Below are 19232 nucleotides of genomic sequence, written 5' to 3' on the forward strand. Positions count from 1 at the left end.
ATCAAAACGCATGGAGGCAATGGATGGCTGAGCTGGACGAGAAACAGAAATCGGGCGTCGACTTCATCAGCGGCATCATGGGCGAAGGGTTCGGCAACGCCTTTCGGGAAGCCTGCACCGCTGACCGTTTCGGCTCGCCCATTCCGCGCATGGCGGCAAGCTGGGCCTTTCACGACGCCTGGCAGCATCAGGGCCTTGCGCCCAGGGAAAAGAGCATGGCCGTCATATCGGCGCTCATCGCCATGCGACAGTCGCTGGAACTGAAGAACCACGTCAAGATCGGCATCGCCAACGGACTGACGGCGCAAGAGCTGGAGGGATTGCTGGTGCAGCTTACGCCCTATGTCGGCTTCCCCTGCATCGCCTCCGCCACCACGGCGGTCATCGAGGCCATGCGGGAAGCGGGCGTGTCCCCGGACGTGCAGACGGCGGAGGAAAAGGGGCTGTTGTGACCGGCGCGACGACCATGGCGAATCCGCATTTTTCCGACCTGCCGAAGACGCTGGAACACACATTGCCGGAAGTCATCGCGCATGTCGCGGCACGCTATGGCAGCACGCCCTTCATCATAGGCGAGGACGGAGCGCGGATCAGCTTCGCGCAATATAAGGACCGGGTGGACGGTCTTGCCCGCGCCCTGATCGCCCATGGCGTCGCCCATGGCGGCCGGGTGGCGATCTGGGCGCCCAACAGCCCGGAATGGATGATCGCGGCGGCGGCGGCGGAAAGCATCGGCGCGATCATGGTGCCGGTCAACACCCGCTTCAAGGGTGGGGAAGCGCTCTACATATTGGCGAAGACGCGCGCCAAGATCCTGTTCACCGTGACGGGATTTCTGGGCAATGACTATGCCGCCATGCTGGTTCAGGCGGGCGGCGGCGCAGGCGAAACCGGGCCGGTGCGCGACCTGCCGGGGTTGAGCCATATCGTGGCGCTGGACGGGCCTGCCTTCGCCGCCTTCCAGCGCGAACAGGCGGACGAGGCCGCGCTGGCGGCGCGAATCGCGGCCGTGACGCCGCAGACCATCGCGGACATTCTTTTCACCAGCGGCACCACCGGGCAGCCGAAGGGCGCGATGCACAATCATGGGCAGGCGCTGTGGGTGCCGGCCATCTGGAACGAATCCAACGACCTGCGGGCGGGCGACCGCATGGCCATCGTCAATCCCTTCTTCCACAGCTTCGGTTACCGGTCGGGCTGGATTTCCGCGCTGGTCGCGGGAATCACCGTCTATCCGCTGGCGACATTCGACGCGGAAGCGCTGCTGGGGCTGATCGAGCGCGAGAAGATCAGCGTGCTGATGGGACCGCCGACCATCTTCTTCTCGCTGATGGAGCATCCGCGTTTCGGCGCGTTCGACATCTCATCCCTGCGGGTCGGGCATACGGGCGCATCCAATGTTCCGGTGGAGTTGATCCGCGCCGGGCGGGAAATATTCGGGTTCGACCTGTTCCTGACCAGCTTCGGCCAGACCGAATGCACGGCGCTGGCCACAGTCAACTATCCCGACGCCAGCTTCGAAACCATTGCGAAGACGGTCGGCAAGCCGTTGCCCGGCGTCGAACTGCGCATCGTCGATGGGGACGGCAATCCGCTGCCTCCCGGAGAAAGCGGCGAACTGCTGATTCGCGGGCCAATGGTCATGCAGGGCTATTTCGAGGAGCCGGAGCAGACCGCGGCGACGATCGACGCGGATGGCTGGCTTCATAGCGGCGATGTCGGGTGCATTGGCGAGGACGGCACGCTCCGCATTCTCGACCGCCTCAAGGATGTCGTCATCGTCGGCGGATTCAACGCCTATCCGGCGGAGATCGAGAATATCCTGCGCAAACATCCCGCCATCGCTGATGTCTGCATCATCGGCTGGCCCGACGATCGCATGGGCGAGGTCTGCGCAGCCTGCGTCATCCTTAAGGCAGGCGCGGCGCTGACGCTGGCCGAACTGACGGCCTGGAGTCGCGAGCAGATGGCGAATTACAAGGTGCCGCGCCATTTGTTCCTGGTGGATGACTTTCCGCGCACGCCCTTGGGGAAAATCCAGAAATTCCTGCTGCGCGACCAGGCGAAGGCCCAAGCCGCGGGCTGATCACAGAATGGAAGCGAGCATGACCATGAAATTCAAGGGCGACTTCTATCAGATCGGCGTCGTCGTGCGCGACATCGATGCAGGCATGGCGCATTATCGCAATCTGCTGGGCCTTGGGCCTTTCTGGCGGCTCGATACCGATTATGAAGGGCGCTATCGCGACTGGCGCGGGCGCTTCGCCAATAGGAACGCCTTCACCAAATGGGGCGACGTCTATCTGGAAATGATCGAGCCGGTGGTCGGCCAAGGGAACGCCAGGGAATGGCTGGAAACGCGCGGTGAAGGCATTTTCCATCTCGGCTATGCGGTCGACGACCTGTCGCAGCGGCCCGATGGCGTCGATTGCGTGTTCGAGAGTTGGGGCGCCAAAATGCCCAATGGCGATGCGGCGGTGATCCACCTCGATACGGTGGAGCAGCTTGGCTATTATGTGGAGCTTTCGGACCGCGCTTTGGTCGACAGGCTGAACGCCAGAATCGACAAGTTCATGAATGAACTGGCGATATGAACGCGCGCTGCGTCTCCTATTTGCCTTAGGGCAATAGGAGACGCAGATCGTGGTCGAGCGCCGCCTGCCCGAAGCGGGCGGCATAGGCGGTGTTGACGGCCTCGGTCTGGAAGCGCACCTCATTGGTGAGGAAGATGAACAGGCCCCACAGAATGGACCGCCTGTAGTCGAGCCAGGCCGATTCCCAATCCAGAACGGGACCACCCTCCCGCGCCAGCGCGTCGAGATAGATACGCAGAAGATCGCCTTCCCATGCGGCGCGGTCGGCCAGGTCGGCGGCGCAGACGATATGATAGGAGACTTCATGGTGCCAGGCGGTCTGCGCCACCTGCGCGTCGAAATAGCCGGGCGTGCCGTCCTCCAATATGTAGAGATTGCCCAGATGCGTGTCGCCATGGATCAGGCAGCGGGGCTGGGCGCGCTGAATCTCTCCTATGGTCATCAGCGCCCGTTCCATCCAGTCGCGGTCGTGCAGCCGGGTGGAGACGGCCGCGCCACGCGGCGAGGCCATATAATGCGCCCAGACATCGGGCAGGAGATAACGGCGCATATAGTCCAGCCCCCAACCGTCGAACCGGCTGGCGATGTCGGCCCAGCGGCCACCGGGCCGGAAATGGGGTGAAGCCCAGGTCGCGGCATGATAGGCGGCCATGGTCTCCATGCGGCGGGCGATCTGGTCGAACCGCTGCGGACGCAAGGCGTCGCAGAAATCGACGCCGGGGCGCTTCAGATCCTCCATGATGACGATGGACTGGTGCGAATGGGGGTCGGTGCCCGCGAAATAGGCGCGTGGCGACGGCATGGGGATGAGCGGCTGGATGTCGGCGTAGAAGCGCGTTTCATTGGCGTACATCGCCGCCATCTTCGGGCTATGCTCCTCAAAGCCGCCCTTGACGATCAGGGTTTCGCCAATCTGCCCGGCGCCCTCCCCTTCCACGGCGAGGCGAACGCGAATCTTGGTCGATGTGCCGAGAATGACATCGATCACCTGCGATTCAACAACGGATATATGAGGCAGCCGCTGGCGCAAGGCGCGGGTCAGCCACGCGCTGTCGATCTGCTGCGGCGTCAACGGCAGGGGTAGCGCATCGGCGGGATAAGCCTCACTCATCATTCTCTCCAGCGTCGTTTCCGCACAGAATGCCAGACGGCGGCGTGCAAGAAAAAGGGGACGCAGAACTCTGCGCCCCCTTGATGCTTCACGGCCCGGGCCGGATCAGAATTTGAAGCCGACTTCAACGCCATAGGTGCGCGGTTCGCCGTAGACGCTGTTCTGGAAGCCCAGCCCTTCCGCGATGAGGCCCAGCACGCCGATGCGGTAGGTCTCGTTCAGCGCGTTGTTGACGAAGGCCGCCACCGAAGCGCCCGAACCGCCGACATTGTTGAGTTCGGCGCGCAGGTTGATCAGCGAATAGGCGGGCTGCACGCCCTGTATCTCGAAGTCGTCGAGATAGATCTTGCTGCGCCAGGTATAGTTCAGGACGAAGTTGAGCTGGCCCAGATCTTCGCTGACCGGCGGCGAAATGGTTGCCGTGGCGCCGAGCTGATGCTTGGGCACCCCGCGCTGTTCGAACTCGGTCAGGCCGTTCAGCACGACCCGGCCCGCCCGGATGTCGACCTTCGTATAGGAATAGAAGGCCGCCAGCGAGAAGCTGTCGGTGCTGAAATTCGCCTCGAACTCGCCGCCGACATTGCGCTGCTTGGCGGTGTTGTCGACGATGGTGAAGACATTGCCGTCGATGAAGGTCGCGCGCTGCTTCTGCACGTCGCTGCCGTCCTGACGGAACAGGGCGGTGCTGGTGGTCAGGCGGCCCGCGCCCAGCCGGTGGTTGGTCTTCAGGCCGATTTCATATTCATCGACGAATTCGGGCAGGAACGGCCGCAGCGTGATCGCGTCGGTGGCCCGGGTCGAAAAGCCGCCCGCGCGGAAACCATGGCGATAGGACGCATAGGTGGTGACTTCCGGGCTCGGCTCATATTGCACCGTCGCGTCGTAGGTCCATTCCTTGAACGACTTGCTGTTGGTGAAGGAACATTGGCTGAGCGGAACCCGCTGAACGCCGGCAGTCGACGTATCGGTGTCGAACGAGCAGCGGCCGAAGGTGCCGTCAGCATTGGGATAGTTGGGCTGCGAAGGCGAAACGGTGATCTTGCGCTTGTCATAATTATAGCGAAGACCGCCGGACAGGCTGAGCTGATCCGTGACCTTGAAGGTGCCGGCGACGAATGCGGCCGCGGTGCGCGAATAGCCTTCGCCCGGATTGCTGGTGACGAACAGCGTCGCGTCTGTCGTCGCAGGATTGAGGCCGGCTCCCAGGATATTCAGTTGAGGCAGCGTATTGGCGAGCGAACCGTCAATGCCCTTTTCCTCGAAATAATAACCGCCGACGATGAGGTCGAGCCGGTTTTCGAACATCTTGGCCTGAAGTTGCAGTTCTTCGGAAATGTTGCGTGAACGCGCAAACTGATAAGGGGCGATCAGGAAGGCGGGAATGCCGTCATAATCCTGAACGGTATCCCGACGCTCCTTGCGATAACCGAAGATATTCTTCAGCGTCAGGCCGTCGGCCAGATCCCAGGTCGTCTTGTTGGTGATGCCCCAGTTCTTGATGCTCTCCCGCGGCAGGCCGAACACGTCGAGATTGCTGCCATTGCCCGACCCGGAATTGAGCGTGAAGCGGCGCGAGCGGAAAAGCTGCTGCGCCTCCGCGAACTGACCCGGAATATCCGCGAGTCTGGCATAGTTGTTGAGAGCCGAAGGATAGTTGATGGACGTAAGGAAAGACGCCGTGCCGTTTTCCCGCGACTTGAACCAGTCGAATATAGTCAGCGATTCGATGCCGTTGCCCGGCGAGACCAGCGCCGACACGCGGAACGTGTCGTAATTCTGGTTGTCGAGGCGCAGGCCGCTGCCGATGTCGCGCGCCCAGCCGTCGCGTTCGCGGGTCTTACCCGCGAAGCGAAGGGCGACGGAATCCCCGACGGGCACATTCACCATGCCGAACAGGTCGTGCATGTCGTAATTGCCATATTGGCCGCGCACTTCGCCGGCGAATTCGCCCAGCTTCGGATGAGCAGGCTCGACCAGCACCGCGCCGCCGGTCATGTTGCGGCCGAAGAGCGTGCCCTGGACGCCCTTCAGAACCTGAACCGATTCCAGATCGTAAAGGCTGTTGCCGAAACCATAGGGGCGCGGCTGCACTACTTCAGCGAAATAGGTGCCGACCGGCGGGTCGGTGAAAAGCTGCGTTTCCTGCGTGCGCTGGCCGCGCAGCGAGAAGGCGACGGTGTTGCGCTGGCTCTGCGCGCTCGTGATCGACAGCGAAGGGGTGCGATATTGCAGACCCTGAACGTCGGTCACGCCCGAGCGGGAAAGCTGTTCGCCCGAAATGGCGGAGACGGAAATCGGCACATCCTGGAGCGCTTCGTCGCGACGGCGCGCCGTGACCACGATGTCGCCGCTCGACACGCCTTCGGCCTGCGGCTGCGCATTATCCTGCGCGAAGGCAGGCGCGGATATGAACAGGGCCGCACAGGTCGCGGCAAGATAGCGTCGATAGGTCATTGCATCCTCTCAAGGACTGGATGGAACCGGCCAATAGGCTCTGCTCTGAAGCCGGCGAACGGATGAAAGCCAGCTAGCCTCATTTCCGGCCATGCCAAACCCTTGATTAGCGGATGTTATGCATCATCAGATACACGATCTTCTGATCGCCGGAGGAAGAGGATGAAGATTTGAGCGGATGGTTGATTCCAGGCCACAGTTCGACCGCCGGCTTTTCGCTTTCCATTCCTGGCGGTTACATGGGCATCAACATTCCGACCACAGCAAATCTCCAGATCTTCGTCGGATGCTTTTGTCCGGCCGCCCGGATATTTTCACTCAAACGCTGATCCTGCGCGACCAGGCGGCGCGCCGTGCGCGGAGTTGATCCTCGCGCTGCTGCCGGTTCGTCCGCACGATGCCGGCGGGCAAATGCGCGTCCAGCCGGTCGAAGGGCAGGATGTCGAGCCAGTGAATCGGCCCAGCGCCCTGCTGCGTTTCCGGAAGACCCTGCCAGCGGATCATCGGCAACAGGTCGCGCAATCCGTCCGTCTGCACCCAATTGGCGACGCCCGGATCGCGCGCCGAAACGACCGCGGTGATCAGCCCGTCGGCATCGCGCGCCGATTGTGCCGCGGAGAGGCCGCTCTGCAAAAGATGCGCGTCGATGGACCGGTACCACCACATCGCCAGTTGCAGGCTGCTATAGGCCGCGCCGGCGGGGTCGAAGCGGATGATCGCCGCCTGATCCTCCTCCAGACGAAGCCTTCCGATGCTGCTTGCCTGGGTGACGAGGCCGCCGACGCTGGCCGTGCGCATGGGTTGCGGCATGCTGTTGGCCCGACGTGCCGCCGACAGGCGGAAGAACCAGAAATAGAGCGGCACCTCTTCCCGCGCCCGCCGCAGCGCTTCGTCCAGCCGCCGCTCGAAGGAGAAATGCTGGGCGCCGGCCGCATCGATCCGTTCGATCTCCAGAGCCAGTGGCGTCTCTCTTTCCCAATCCATCATCGAATCGCGCACGAACAGGAATTTGACGCGTGGATTGGTCGTCATGTGGTTGCGCCGCCCATTGGCGGGCTGATCGTCTATGGTGATCGTGAAGCGACCGTCCTGCGTCACATCGATGCCGGGCAGTTCGACTGTCTGGACGGTCATCGATGTGCCCCAATTCTCGACGAGCGTGAAGGACACATGCGCCGGGCAAGCGTCGATCACCCGGCCAGCGATCCGATAACGGCCGCCATGTGCGATGCCCGCGAGGCGATAACAATTGTCGGGATTGTCGCCGCCCATCCGCGCATCGGGCACGACCGCGCCCTTCCAGCCATGGCCCGGCATGAAATTACGCACGAAGCGAGGCCGGATCGGATCGCGGGCCGCCGCCTTGAACAGGTAATTGCCCATCCACGCATCCATCGCCGCGTCGAAAAGCGGCTCGACCTCCGGCGGCACGTCGCTGCCATGACCCACGCGCCAGAGCTGCGCGCAATGGTCGCGCGCCGCCCTGGTTGCCGCATCGTCCCACATGGCGCGAACTTCCGCTTCGGCGGCGAACTGATCCGCATTGGCGATTGGATTAGTCATCAGCCCTCTCTCATGTCGGCATTCGGCATCAGGCCGAACGTCAGGCGAAGCGCCCCAGCCTGAACCGGCGCGAATAGCCCTCGAACGCCGTCTCGATCATCTCGCGGGTGAGGCCGAAAGGCTCCAGCGCATAATCGTAGCGGCCATAGCGGTTGGAGGCATTGCCGGGATCGGCCAGCCAGGCCCGCATCCGCGCTTCGAATTCCCGTGTGCAATCCAGTTGCCAATGGCCATAGGCGCGGCGGATGACGTCCACCGGATCGCGCGTCAGGTCGTGGAAATCGACATGGAAGATGCGCGGATCGTCCACCAGCGGATTTTCCATCGTTTCGGACAACGATGCGGCGATGCTTTCGACAAAGGCGGGGCCAAGAGCCTGGAAATCCATCTGCCAGTTGGTGATGCCGCCATAGAGCACGGCCGTGATCGCCATGATCGACGGATGAACCTGAACCGGGTCCCGGTGCGGCCAGATGCACAGCGCATCGGGATAGGCTTCGAACAGCGCGTCCAGAGCGAACTGGTGATAGATGCCCTTGACCACCCAATGACTGGTGGGCTGCCGCCATTGCAACTGCTGGAGGAACTGGCGATGGAAGCGGTAGGCATCGGCAATATTGCTGGCGTCGAGGATCATCGCCAGCGCAGGCAGCTTGTACAGCAGCGAAGGATAGGCGTTCTGGAAGTCGAGGGTGAAGATTTCCTCGCATTCGATCGGGCAATGTCCGCGCTTGTCCCAATAGGGGTGCAGGGTCAGCAGACCGGGCGAGCGCATCAGCATCTCGTCCAGTTCCCTGGCGGCCAGTTCGATCCGTTCCGGCGTCGCCGGCACCTCGCCCGGCGGCGGACTGGGCGAATGGCTATGCCACCAGAGCGGTGCGCGGGCGCCAATATCCTCGGCCAGCAGCGAATGGATGAGCGTGGTGCCGGTACGGCCGAAGCCGATGACGAAAATGGGTCGCTCGATCTTCTCCTCGGCAATGGCGGGAATGCGCTTGCGATCGGCGGCAAGGCGCAGGCGCGTCGATAACAGCTTGCGCAGTTGCAGTTCGACGTCGGCCTTCTGCTCCGCGCGCAGAGGGGGCTGGTCGTTCAGCCAGGCTATGAACCGCTTGACCCGTCCGACCAGCGCGGGATCGGGCGTATCGAAATGGCCGGCGATCATCTGCGAGCTACGAATGAGAGCCGAAGCGTCTATGCCGGTCGAAAGGGCAGCGACATTTCCAACCTTTTCCGACCTGCTCCGCATCATCCGCTCCTATTTAGTTTACCAAGATATGGAAACTGGATCGGATTGGTGCTGAAAAGTCAATGAACCGGCAGAACATCACATATCTGGAGGAGGAAATTCGGAACGATCGTTCTTATCGGCAGCGGCCACGACCGCTTCCGCGACCGTCAGGGATTCTATCATGGCCTGATATTGCCGATCGCTGAGCATCGTTGGCCAAAGGATGTGCGGAGCGGTGCGATCGACCGCCACCAGCCTGGTGAGCGCGGCTCGACCTGCATGGGTCAATTCGATGAACAGGCCGCGCCGATCGTCGGGATTGGGAACGCGGCGAATGAAGCCGAGCGCCTCCAGCCGGTCGACCCGCTTGGCGACGCCCGCCAGCGACATGAGGAAATAATGTTTGAGCGCGGTCGGCGCGATGCGATGGGGCGGCCCCACGCGGTACAACGCATCGAGCAGGAGCACGTCGCCCGAGGTCAGCCCCTCCCTTGCGGCGGACTGCGTCATATGCCGCTCCATGCTGCGGGCGAGGCGCAGCAGGCGCGTGGTGACGGAATAGGCGCGGACCAGCACGGGATCATAGTCGGTCGCCCAGGCTGCCAGCGCGGCCTGAAGCGGATCGGGATTGTGCCGGCCATTATCGTTCGGACCCATATCGTTCAGGTACGGAGCATCGCTGACCTGCGCCTGCGGGTCGGGCAGGATGCGAAAGGCCGAGCCGGGCGCCAGCCGCCGGTCGGTCGACCAGAGCAGCACGCCCGCCTCGATCAGTTGATCGACCAGCCGGGATGCCGAGGATTTGCTGGCATAGTCCCACAGCCGGGCAAGGCCCGCCATGGATGGAATGGTGCGATGCACCGCATAATGCGCCTCCAGCGCGGCGCGGCATGCCTCAAGGTCCCGCCGCCCTTCCCCAGTCCTGGCCCTTCCCGTCATCGCGCCACAAAGCCATAGGCCGATACGATCCGCAAGGGGCGGGCGCGATCCGCCTGCCCGGCCAAGGACCGAAATTCCCGCCCAGGCGAATTTTCCTGCTTCGGTCAAACCCGTTCCTGCCTGCGCGGGAACAGCTTGTGCCTCGGCCCTGATCGGGACAGGCTTTAGCCGAAGATGCTGTTCCCGAACCGCTCGCCATGCTGGATCAGGTCGCCATATTGCTTTTCGATGCACATCAGGCGCCGGAAATAATGGCCGATCGCATATTCATCGGTCAGGCCATAGCCGCCATGCACCTGAATGCCGTTGCGCGAGACGGTCTGCCCGGCCTCCCCGACGACGAGCCGCGCAGCGGAGAGCGCGGCGGACCGCCTCGCCTCATCCTGATCGGCATTGGCCAAGGCATGATAGAGCATGGATCGCGCCTGATGGGCCGCGACGAAATTATCGGCCATGATATGCTGGATCGCCTGGAAGGAACCGATCGCGGCACCGAATTGCTTCCGCTCCTGAACATAGGCGCCGCAGATTTTGTTCGCTGCCTCCATCGCGCCCACCGCCTGGGCCATCAGCGCGATCGAAGCGCGGTCGATCGCCTCGCGCAGTACCGCCGAGCCGCGATTGCCGCCGATCAGCAGAGCCGCGGACGGCAGCTTTACATCGGCAAGGACGATGTCGGACGCGCGGGTGCCGTCGATCAACGCATAGGACCGGGCGGAAAGGCCGGATGCATCGGCGGGCACGAGGAACAGGCCGATGCCCTCCTCTCCCTCGATGCGAGCCGAGACGATCAACTGCCCCGCGCCCGGTGCATCGAGCGCCATGATTTTAGCACCCGACAGAATATAACCGTCGCCCGAAGGACGAGCCTGTGTGCCCGTCACTTCGACATCGAGCGGATGAGCGCCATTTTCCTGATGCGCGAGCGCGACGCGCAGCGTGCCGCCCGCGATCTCCCCCAGCAATTCCAATGCGCGCGCTTCGTCCGCCGCCTGCTTGAACACATGATCGGCCAGGACGACCGTGCTGACATAGGGTTCGGTCGCCAGCGCCTTGCCAAGCGCGATGTTGAGCAGCGCAATATCCTCCATCGTGCCGTCCAGACCGCCCGCTGCCTCCGGCACCGGCAGGGCGAGCCAGCCCAGTTCCGCGAACTGCGCCCAGCGCGCCTCGTCAAAGCCCAGCGCGCTCGATCGCTGATGCCGCCAATATTCGACGTCGGCATTTTCGGACAGCAGCCGATCGGCGCTGTCCAGAAGCATCGCCTGAATGTCCGACTTCGCGAAATCCATTGTCCCTGTCTTCCCCTCAAAGGCCGAAGGCGAGCCTGGCCAGAATATTCTTTTGGATCTGCTTCGAGCCGCCATAGATGGTCGCCGCCCGGTTGATCAGCGCCACGGTGGTCCGGCCGGGCGCATAGTCGGGCCACACGTCGGTGGGCGCCGGCGGCGGGACGGGCGCGGCGTCGAAGAAGCGCAGCGACTTGGCGCCCATGGCGTCGACCTGCAACATGGTGATTTCCTGCTGGAGTTCCGAGCCCCTGATCTTCAGCACGGAGGCGGCGGCAGCCTCCGGCTCGTCCAACTCCTCATGCGCCAGCACGCGCAGCACGGACCATTCCAGCGCGAGCAGATCCGCCTCCGCCTTCGCGAAACGGGCCCGGAAGGCGGGATCGTCCGCGACGCGGCGGCCGCCCACGCTTTCGCCAAGCGCGATGTCCTTCGCGCGGGCAAGCTCACGCTTGCTCCAGTAAATGAAACTGGACGTGGTACGCTCATGCTCCAGCAGGAACTTGGCATAGGTCCAGCCCATGCCCGGTTCCCCGATCAACTGGTCGGCGGGCACTTCGACATTGTCCAGGAACACCTCGCACAGATGCGCCTCGCCATTGATCTGCGGAATCTGGCGCACGGTGATGCCCGGCGTGTCCATCTTGATGATCAGGAAACTGATGCCGCGCTGCGGCTTTACAGTCTTGTCGGTGCGGACCAGGAAAAAGCCCCAGTCCGCATGCGCGGCGCCGCTGGTCCAGATCTTCTGCCCGTTGACGATATATTTGTCGCCGACCAGTTCGGCGCTGGTGCGCAGCGAGGCGAGATCGGAGCCCGACCCCGGTTCGGAAAAGCCCTGCGCCCACATCGTCGCGCCTTCGCGGATCATGGGCAGGAACCTGTCCTTCAGATAATCGGAACCATAGGTGTAGAGCACCGGCCCCAGCATATGCGTGCCGCCCCAGTCGAATTCGGGCGCGTCGGCCTTGTACAATTCCTCATTGAAGATGAAGAGCTGCATCGGAGTCCAGCCGCAGCCGCCAAACTCCACCGGCCAGTGCGGCACGGATCGGCCATGGGCGTTGAGGATGCGCATCCATTCCAGCAAGTCGGGCACGGCGGCGTTGTTGGCGACCTTCCGACGCTGGCGCTCCTTCATGTCGGCGGGCAAGACGCTGTCGATAAAGGCGCGCACTTCCGTCCGGAAGGTTTGAAGATCGGGATCGAGGCGCAATTCCATCGGATCGGCTCCGGCTGACTATAGGGTGATACCCGATTTCCATGGCCTGCACTCCCCAGGGGTGCAAGCAGGGCGGGGAGCAGCATCATCCATGCGATGGTGCGGCGGCACGATTTGACAGTAGATAGTCGTCATGATGAAAATCATACATGCAAAATGCAGATAAAGAAGATGCGGATGCGGAACGCGGCAGTCTGATATGGATTTCGGGCGCGACCGAGGGCATCGGCCTGGGCCTGGCGCGCAACGTTCCCTATGGCGATGCGCGCATCATCAATTTGTCGCGGCGGCCGCATCCCCATCATGAGAGCATCTTCCTCGACCTGGCCGATCCCGAGAGTTGGGACAATGTCGGCGCGCATTTTGCCGATAGCCTCGCCAATTTTCGGGGTGCCCGCGCGATATTCATCCAGAACGCGCATATGAAGGGGATGACGGGCTTTGTCGGAGAGGTGCCGCCGGACGATTATGCCCGCGACATCACCGCGAATGTCGCCGCGCCGCTTCGGTTGGGAGAGATGTTCCTGCGCGCGGTCGGAGAGAGCGGTTTTGCCGGAGAGGCGGGGCTGGTCATGATGTCCTCTTCCTCCGCCCGCTCTCCCACCATCGGACAAAGCGTCTATTGCGCCGGCAAGGCCGCCCTGGAAATGTGGGTGCGGGTGGCGCGCCGGGAACTGGCGATGCGGGATAGACGCAACGTCTGGGTCACGGCGGTGCGGCCCGGCTTCGTCGACACCCCCCTCACCCGGCATGTCGCGGCGATGGCCGACGACCATTATCCGATCGCTTCGCAGATGCGCAGGCAGATGGAACAGGGCATCGGCGTCATGGACATAGACAGCGCGGCGCGCCAGATCTGGGCCGCATTGCCGACGGACCAGTCGCTGCTGCTGTTCGGTGAGCAGGTGCGGCGGGAAGCCTAGAGTTTGTCCTGCCCAGGCGGGGTGGATAATTCCAGACTCGCCGGACTGAGTGATTTGGGTGGAATCAGGACATTCCCCCTCCCGCAGGCGGGAGGGGGCTAGGGGGTGGGCTGGCGCGGCATCTGCGCTGTTTTGCAACGGCTAAGTCAGAAGCTCGCTGCGCTCGCACCCACCCCTAACCCCTCCCGTTTACGGGAGGGGAATGTCTTGGATTGGCCATTTCCCGCCATTCCGAATTGTCCACGCGGCCTAGTTTGAACCGCGTTCCTGTGCAGGAGCAAGTCGCGCTTCAATCCAAAGCATCGCTGACTGAGACAGGCGGCGGCGCCACTCCCATCAGCTTTCTGCAAGGATCAGGTCGGAACCCTTCTCCGCGATCATCATCGTCGCTGCGTTGGTGTTGCCCGACACGACGGCGGGCATGACCGAGGCGTCGACGACCCGCAGGCCTTTCACGCCATTGACCTTCAGCGTGCCGGATACGACCGCATCCGGGCCGACGCCCATGGCGCAGGTGGAGGTGTGATGATAACCGGTCGACCCGCTAGCCCGCGCAAAGGCCAGCAATTCCTCATCGCTTTGCAGCGCTGCCCCCGGCGTCAGTTCATGGTCGAAATAGGGCGCGAGCGCGGGGCTTTCCATCACGCGGCGCGCCCAACGCAGCCCGCCGACCTGAGCGCGGCAGTCCGCCTCCGCCGACAGGAAGTTGGGCTTGATCGAGGGCGCATCATGGAAGTCGCCGCTCTTCACATGGATGGAGCCCTTCGACTGCGGCCGCATCACATAACCGCCCACCGTCATCCCCGGCAGCTTTTCCATCGTCATGGCGCCGTTTTTGGCCAGCGCCTCGAAATCCACCGTGGCGGGGCTGGCGAAGAATTGCAGGTCGGGCAGATCGAGCGCCGGATCGGACTTGAGGAAGGCCGTCAGGTTCGACCCACCCAGCGCCAGCAGTCCGGTACGGCTCGCGGCGAAACGGATCATCTGCCCCACCAGCGGCAGGCCGCGCGACATGGCGTTGAAGCTGGAAGCGCCCGGCTTGAGGCGAGCGCGGACCATCGATGCATAATGGTCCTGCAAATTCTCACCGACGTTCGGGCTGTCCACCAGCGTCGTGATGCCCAGCGCCCGCAGACGTTCGCCCTGGCCGATGCCGGACAGTTCCAGCAATTGGGGCGAATTGATCGTTCCGCCCGAAAGGATGACCTCGCGGCGCGCGCGCACCTGCCGCAGCCGGCCGCCCTTCCAATATTCGACGCCGACGGCCTTCCTGCCTTCGAACAGGATGCGCGTGACGTGGGCATGGATGATGACCTGCAGATTGGGCCGCTTCATCGCCGGGTGCAGATAGGCGACCGCCGCCGATACGCGCAGGCCCTTATGGGCGTTGAGCCGGACCCGCGCGACGCCCTCCCGCGTGGTGCCGTTCAGGTCTTTGGCCACCGGGGCGCCCGCTTCCTCGAACGCCTTCGTCATGATGTCCAGCATCGGGTGCCGCATCGGCACGTCGCTGATCTTGAGCGGGCCTTCCTGCTGGTCGCGGCTGGCGCCTTCGCCCTGCTGGTTCTCGATCCGGCGGAAATAGGTTTCCGCTTCGTCCCAGCCCCAGCCGGTCAGGCCCCTTTGCCGCCAGCCGTCATAATCTTCCGGCAAGCCGCGCACCCAGAGGATGCCGTTGATGGAGGAGGAACCGCCCAGAACCTTGCCGCGCGGGAAGAAATGCTGCCGGCCGTCCGAACCCGGATCGGGATCGGTCATGTAATTCCAGTTTATGCGCGGGTCCTTCAGCATCCTGGTGAAACCGGCGGGCACATGAATGTTCATCGTGCTCATCGCCTGCGCGGGATTGAAGAGATTCTGCAACGGCCGGTCGTCGCCGCCCGCCTCCAGCAGCGCGACCTTGTGGCGGCCGTTGGCGCTCAGCCGGTTGGCGAGCACGCAGCCGGCCGATCCCGCGCCGACGATGACATAATCGGCTTCCGCCTCCACGCTGCTCTGCGCCTCGACCATGCTGCCTTTCTCCTTATCCTCAGCACCGTGCATAGCGGGGAGGGATGAAGGGTGCGCAAGCCTTATGTCGGACTTTACCGACGAACATCGCCCTTATGATGGCTTGGCGGATGCCATCGAAATCCGGGGGTCGCCAGCGCTATGACTGCATCGGGACGTAGTCTTGGCCAAGGATGAGGATAAGAATGACGGGGCTTTTCTCGCTCGCGGGACGCACGGCGATGGTCACGGGAGCCTCCCGCGGCCTGGGCAGGGCGATCGCGCTGGGGCTGGCGGACGCGGGAGCATCGCTGATCCTCGCGGCGCGGGACGGCGCGAAGCTGGAGGAAACCGCCGAAGAAATACGGGCGGCTGGCGGGCGGGCGCAAACGATCGCGTTCGACCTGGCCGATCTGGACGCGGTGCAGGCGACGACCGACAGGCTGAACGCCGAAGGCGCGGCCATCGACATATTGGTCAATAACGGCGCCATCGGCGGATGGGGACCGCTCCACGAGTCCACCCTCGCCCATTGGGAGAATATGTTCGATGTGAACGTATCGTCCATGTATCTGCTGTGCCGCGACCTGTCGAAAGGCATGGCGGCGCGCAAATGGGGGCGGATCATCAACTTCGCCTCCTACGTCTCCGACACCGGGCGGCCGAACCTGTCCGCCTATGTCGCCAGCAAACATGCGGTGCTGGGCCTGACGCGATCCATCGCGGCCGACCTGGCGCCCCATGGCGTCACCTGCAACGCCATCGCGCCCGGGTTCTTCGACACGGACATGGCAGCGCCCACCGTCGGCCATCCGGAGCGGGCGAAAATCTTCCGCAGCGCCATAGCGCTCGACCGCTTTGGCGATCCGAAGGAGATGGTCGGCCCCGTCCAGTTCCTGGCGTCCGACGCATCGGCCTATATCACGGGCCACATGCTGCCGGTCGATGGCGGCGTCGCCAATATCCTGTCGCTGCCTGTCGTGGTCGAGACCTAAGCAGCCGCCCTTTCTTTGCCGAATCCAGAAGGAAAATCGCGCATGACCGATACGCTTCTCCACCTCGCGAACCCCGAAAAGCTGTTCATCGGCGGCGACTGGTCCCCTTCTTCGGGATCGGACGGTATCGAGATCATCTCGCCCGCCACCGAGGAGAAAGTGGGCCGCGTCGCCAAGGCGACCACCGCCGACATGGACCGCGCCATCGCGGCGGCGCGCAATGCCTTCGACAACGGCCCCTGGCCCCGCATGACCGGGCCGGAGCGCGCCGTCTATCTGCGCCGCATCGCTGAGGAAATGGCCAGGCGCAACGACGATTTCGCCCGCGCCTGGTCGCTGCAGGTGGGCATGCCCTATTCGCAATCGTCGATGACGGCCCCCTTCATGGGCGGCTATTACACCTATGCCGCGGACCTTGCCGAAAAGGGGTTTGAGGAGGTGCGCCCCGCCCTGGCCGGCGGGCATGCCATCGTCGTGCGCGAGCCGGTGGGCGTCCTCGCCGCCGTGGTGCCGTGGAACGCGCCGCTGGCCACGCTCTCCTTGAAGGTCGCCTTCGCGCTGGCGGCAGGCTGCACGATCATCGCCAAGCCTTCGCCCGAAACGCCTCTGGAAGCGCTGATCCTGGCCGAATGCATCGCGGCGGCGGGCGTGCCCGACGGCGTCTTTTCCGTCCTGACGGCGGATCGCGAAGTGTCCGATTATCTGATCCGCCATGAAGGGGTGGACAAGGTCAGCTTCACCGGTTCGACCGCCGCCGGCCTGCACATCGCCTCGGTCGTCAGCGCCCGGTCGGGACGCATCACGACGGAACTGGGCGGCAAGTCCGCCGCCATCATCCTGGACGATGCCGACATCGGCAAGGTCGTGGAAGGGATCATGCCGAACCTGGTCGGGCTGTGCGGCCAGCAATGCGCCGCCTTCAGCCGCATATTAGTGCCCGCCTCATTGAAGGGCGCGGTGGAGGAAGCGCTCGCCGCCGCCATGCAATATGTGCAGGTGGGCGATCCTTTCACTGAAACGACGCAGATGGGCCCGCTCGTCACCCAGCGCCAGCATGGCCGCGTCTTCGACTATATCCAGCAGGGGAAGGCGCAGGGCGCCCGCATCGTCACTGGCGGCAACCGCCCGGCTCATCTCGACAAGGGCTGGTTCGTGGAGCCGACCCTGTTCACCGACGCCAGCAACAACATGACCATCGCCCGCGAGGAGATTTTCGGACCCGTCGGCACGATCATCGCCTATGGCAGCGAGGAAGAGGCGATCGCCATCGCCAACGACAATATCTACGGCCTGTCGGGCGGGGTGTTCACGCAGGATGTCGAGCGCGCCTACAAGGTCGCCCGCCGCATCCGTACCGGCAATTTCGGCCATAATGGCCGCGTCATCGACTACACCATTCCCTATGGCGGCTTCAAACAGTCCGGCGTGGGCCGCGAGGGCGGTGAGGAAGGGTTGCACGGCTTCACCGAGATCAAGGCCGTCTTCATGCAGGATCTGCCTGCCCATCTGAAGGGCTGACCCCTTGCACGCGCGCGTGGATGGCCCCGCCGACGCCCCCGCCCAGACCAGTCACTGGCCGGACAATTATGGTCCGGCCAGCGCCTGGTGGACCGTCTTCATCCTGATGATCTTCCAGATCGTGTCGATGATCGACCGGCAAGTCATATCGGTGCTGATCCCGGAGATGCGGGCCGACCTTGGCCTCAACGATTTCCAGATCAGCCTGGTGCAAGGCCTGTCCTTCGCCCTCTTCTACGGGCTGATGGGGCTGGTGATCGGCGGGCTGGTCGACCGTTATTCGCGGCGCGCGATCATGTTCACCGGCATCGTGGTCTGGTCGCTGGCGGCGGCGGGCACAGGGCTGGCGCGCAGCTACAGCCAGCTCTTCGCCGGCCGGCTGCTGGTGGGCGCGGGCGAGGCGGCGGTATCCCCCGCTGGGCAGTCGCTCCTTGCCTCCATCTTCCCCCGTCATCGGCTGACGACGCCGATCGCCTGCCTTTCCGTGTCCGGCGTCATCGGCATATCGCTGTCCTACGCGCTGGGCGGCAACCTGCTCGCGCTGTTCAGCGCGGAGCCGTTGGGCGGTCCGTTCGCGGGGCTTGCCCCTTGGCGGCAAGTGCTGGTGGTGACGGGCCTGCCCGGCGTGGCGGTCGCCTTCCTCGCTTTCGCCTTTCGCGAGCCGAAGCGCCGCAGCCAGCCTCCGCCCGACCGGCAGGCGGCAAGCTGGGGCGCCTTCTTCCGCCATATCGGCGCGCATCCCCGGCTGATGCTGGGGCTGATCCTGGGATCGGCGGTGATGGCCGTCGCCATTCAGGGGACGATGGTATGGACGCCGACCTATGCCCGCCGCGTGCTGGGCGTCAGCGCGGCGGAGGTGGGAACGATGATGTCGGTCGCGGTCGCGCTGGGCGGCATCGTCGGCGGGCTGTCGCTGGGCGTGCTGATCGACCATCGCTTCGCGCGCGGCACCCGCGACATGGCGCTGCGGTTGCTGTGCGGCTTCTGCATCGCGATTCCCCCGGTTCTGGCGGCGGCCTTCGCAGCCGGCAATTTCGCCCTGCTGTTCGGCGCGATCACGCTGATGATGATGACCATGGGGTCGAGCTATGGGCCGACCATGGCCGCCGTGCAGATGATCGCGCCCATCGAGATGCGCGGACGCTTCGCCGCGCTGATGGTTTTGGCGTCCAATCTGTGCGGCTATGCGCTGGGACCGATGCTGATCGGTTTCCTGACGGATTATGTCTATGGCGATCCCATGAAGCTGGGCTGGGCGATCATCACCGGCCTGCTGACCGCCGGACCGCTCGCGGCCTGGATGGTCTGGTCGGCGCGGGGCGATTTCCTGCGCCATCTGGATCGATGAAGCCAGCCATCACAACCACGGTGATGCCAAGCTTGTCCTTCCTTCGAAGGCGAGTT

Annotated in this window: 15 protein-coding genes; 7 read left to right on the plus strand and 8 right to left on the minus strand. The window is 63.9% G+C overall.

Going from position 1 to position 19232, the window contains the following annotated elements:
- Window positions 1-23: 23 nt before the first annotated feature.
- From LDB29_RS23375 to LDB29_RS23385, 3 genes are read left to right on the plus strand one after another with little or no spacing between them, the layout of a single operon-like run.
- Entirely contained in the window at window positions 24-452 is a 429-nt protein-coding gene (locus tag LDB29_RS23375) for a carboxymuconolactone decarboxylase family protein (RefSeq protein ID WP_025550538.1), read from the plus strand.
- Window positions 449-2086: an AMP-binding protein gene (locus LDB29_RS23380; protein WP_257557181.1), complete on the plus strand. Its 1638-nt coding sequence runs from the start codon at window positions 449-451 to the stop codon at window positions 2084-2086. The genes LDB29_RS23375 and LDB29_RS23380 overlap by 4 nt, the downstream gene beginning before the upstream one ends.
- A 19-nt stretch (window positions 2087-2105) precedes the next feature.
- Window positions 2106-2594: a VOC family protein gene (locus tag LDB29_RS23385; protein ID WP_226870406.1), complete on the plus strand. Its 489-nt coding sequence runs from the start codon at window positions 2106-2108 to the stop codon at window positions 2592-2594.
- 25 nt (window positions 2595-2619) lie between these two features.
- On the opposite strand, the gene LDB29_RS23390 is transcribed toward LDB29_RS23385, so the two are convergent.
- From LDB29_RS23390 to LDB29_RS23420, 7 genes are all read right to left on the minus strand, one after another.
- On the minus strand, window positions 2620-3705 hold the full coding sequence (locus LDB29_RS23390) for a phosphotransferase (RefSeq protein WP_257557183.1): 1086 nt from the start codon (window positions 3703-3705) through the stop codon (window positions 2620-2622).
- Between the two features lie 105 nt (window positions 3706-3810).
- A complete protein-coding gene (locus tag LDB29_RS23395) occupies window positions 3811-6159 on the minus strand; it encodes a TonB-dependent receptor (RefSeq protein ID WP_025550532.1) in 2349 nt (782 codons plus the stop codon).
- Window positions 6160-6477: 318 nt separating this feature from the next.
- On the minus strand, window positions 6478-7722 hold the full coding sequence (locus LDB29_RS23400) for a hypothetical protein (RefSeq protein ID WP_025550530.1): 1245 nt from the start codon (window positions 7720-7722) through the stop codon (window positions 6478-6480).
- Window positions 7723-7762: 40 nt separating this feature from the next.
- Window positions 7763-8974, minus strand: coding sequence for a sulfotransferase (locus tag LDB29_RS23405; RefSeq protein ID WP_226870404.1), 1212 nt, complete (start codon window positions 8972-8974; stop codon window positions 7763-7765).
- 75 nt (window positions 8975-9049) lie between these two features.
- Window positions 9050-10000 carry a MarR family winged helix-turn-helix transcriptional regulator gene (locus LDB29_RS23410; protein WP_226870402.1) on the minus strand — a complete coding sequence of 317 codons (951 nt, stop codon included), beginning with the start codon at window positions 9998-10000 and terminating at the stop codon, window positions 9050-9052.
- A 56-nt stretch (window positions 10001-10056) separates the two neighbouring features.
- On the minus strand, window positions 10057-11184 hold the full coding sequence (locus LDB29_RS23415) for an acyl-CoA dehydrogenase family protein (protein ID WP_025550525.1): 1128 nt from the start codon (window positions 11182-11184) through the stop codon (window positions 10057-10059).
- Window positions 11185-11200: 16 nt separating this feature from the next.
- On the minus strand, window positions 11201-12403 hold the full coding sequence (locus LDB29_RS23420) for an acyl-CoA dehydrogenase family protein (protein WP_025550524.1): 1203 nt from the start codon (window positions 12401-12403) through the stop codon (window positions 11201-11203).
- 149 nt (window positions 12404-12552) lie between these two features.
- Here LDB29_RS23420 and LDB29_RS23425 point away from each other — a divergent pair, with 149 nt between their 5' ends.
- Window positions 12553-13326 (plus strand): SDR family oxidoreductase, encoded by a 774-nt coding sequence (locus LDB29_RS23425; protein WP_025550522.1) that lies wholly within the window; start codon window positions 12553-12555, stop codon window positions 13324-13326.
- A gap of 336 nt (window positions 13327-13662) precedes the next feature.
- On the opposite strand, the gene LDB29_RS23430 is transcribed toward LDB29_RS23425, so the two are convergent.
- On the minus strand, window positions 13663-15336 hold the full coding sequence (locus LDB29_RS23430; protein ID WP_025551345.1) for a GMC family oxidoreductase: 1674 nt from the start codon (window positions 15334-15336) through the stop codon (window positions 13663-13665).
- A 185-nt stretch (window positions 15337-15521) separates the two neighbouring features.
- Between LDB29_RS23430 and LDB29_RS23435 the strand changes: the two genes are divergently transcribed.
- The 3 genes from LDB29_RS23435 to LDB29_RS23445 are packed head-to-tail and all read left to right on the plus strand — an operon-like array spanning window position 15522 to window position 19176.
- A complete protein-coding gene (locus LDB29_RS23435) occupies window positions 15522-16310 on the plus strand; it encodes an SDR family NAD(P)-dependent oxidoreductase (RefSeq protein WP_044660673.1) in 789 nt (262 codons plus the stop codon).
- Between the two features lie 42 nt (window positions 16311-16352).
- Entirely contained in the window at window positions 16353-17828 is a 1476-nt protein-coding gene (locus LDB29_RS23440) for an aldehyde dehydrogenase (protein ID WP_257557185.1), read from the plus strand.
- 4 nt (window positions 17829-17832) lie between these two features.
- Window positions 17833-19176 (plus strand): MFS transporter, encoded by a 1344-nt coding sequence (locus LDB29_RS23445; RefSeq protein ID WP_257557187.1) that lies wholly within the window; start codon window positions 17833-17835, stop codon window positions 19174-19176.
- Window positions 19177-19232: the final 56 nt, after the last annotated feature.

Origin of the sequence: Sphingobium sp. CFD-2 (assembly GCF_024611135.1) — a bacterium.
GTDB classification, from domain to species: domain Bacteria; phylum Pseudomonadota; class Alphaproteobacteria; order Sphingomonadales; family Sphingomonadaceae; genus Sphingobium; species Sphingobium fuliginis.

Excerpts from the sequence above, each read along its gene's own strand:
- LDB29_RS23400 (WP_025550530.1), bottom strand. The coding sequence starts at position 7,722 with ATGACTAATCCAATCGCCAATGCGGATCAGTTCGCCGCCGAAGCGGAA.
- LDB29_RS23435 (WP_044660673.1), top strand. The coding sequence starts at position 15,522 with ATGACGGGGCTTTTCTCGCTCGCGGGACGCACGGCGATGGTCACGGGA.
- LDB29_RS23415 (WP_025550525.1), bottom strand. The coding sequence starts at position 11,184 with ATGGATTTCGCGAAGTCGGACATTCAGGCGATGCTTCTGGACAGCGCC.
- LDB29_RS23385 (WP_226870406.1), top strand. The coding sequence starts at position 2,106 with ATGACCATGAAATTCAAGGGCGACTTCTATCAGATCGGCGTCGTCGTG.
- LDB29_RS23425 (WP_025550522.1), top strand. The coding sequence starts at position 12,553 with ATGCAAAATGCAGATAAAGAAGATGCGGATGCGGAACGCGGCAGTCTG.
- LDB29_RS23375 (WP_025550538.1), top strand. The coding sequence starts at position 24 with ATGGCTGAGCTGGACGAGAAACAGAAATCGGGCGTCGACTTCATCAGC.
- LDB29_RS23440 (WP_257557185.1), top strand. The coding sequence starts at position 16,353 with ATGACCGATACGCTTCTCCACCTCGCGAACCCCGAAAAGCTGTTCATC.
- LDB29_RS23390 (WP_257557183.1), bottom strand. The coding sequence starts at position 3,705 with ATGAGTGAGGCTTATCCCGCCGATGCGCTACCCCTGCCGTTGACGCCG.
- LDB29_RS23430 (WP_025551345.1), bottom strand. The coding sequence starts at position 15,336 with ATGGTCGAGGCGCAGAGCAGCGTGGAGGCGGAAGCCGATTATGTCATC.
- LDB29_RS23405 (WP_226870404.1), bottom strand. The coding sequence starts at position 8,974 with ATGATGCGGAGCAGGTCGGAAAAGGTTGGAAATGTCGCTGCCCTTTCG.
- LDB29_RS23420 (WP_025550524.1), bottom strand. The coding sequence starts at position 12,403 with ATGGAATTGCGCCTCGATCCCGATCTTCAAACCTTCCGGACGGAAGTG.
- LDB29_RS23395 (WP_025550532.1), bottom strand. The coding sequence starts at position 6,159 with ATGACCTATCGACGCTATCTTGCCGCGACCTGTGCGGCCCTGTTCATA.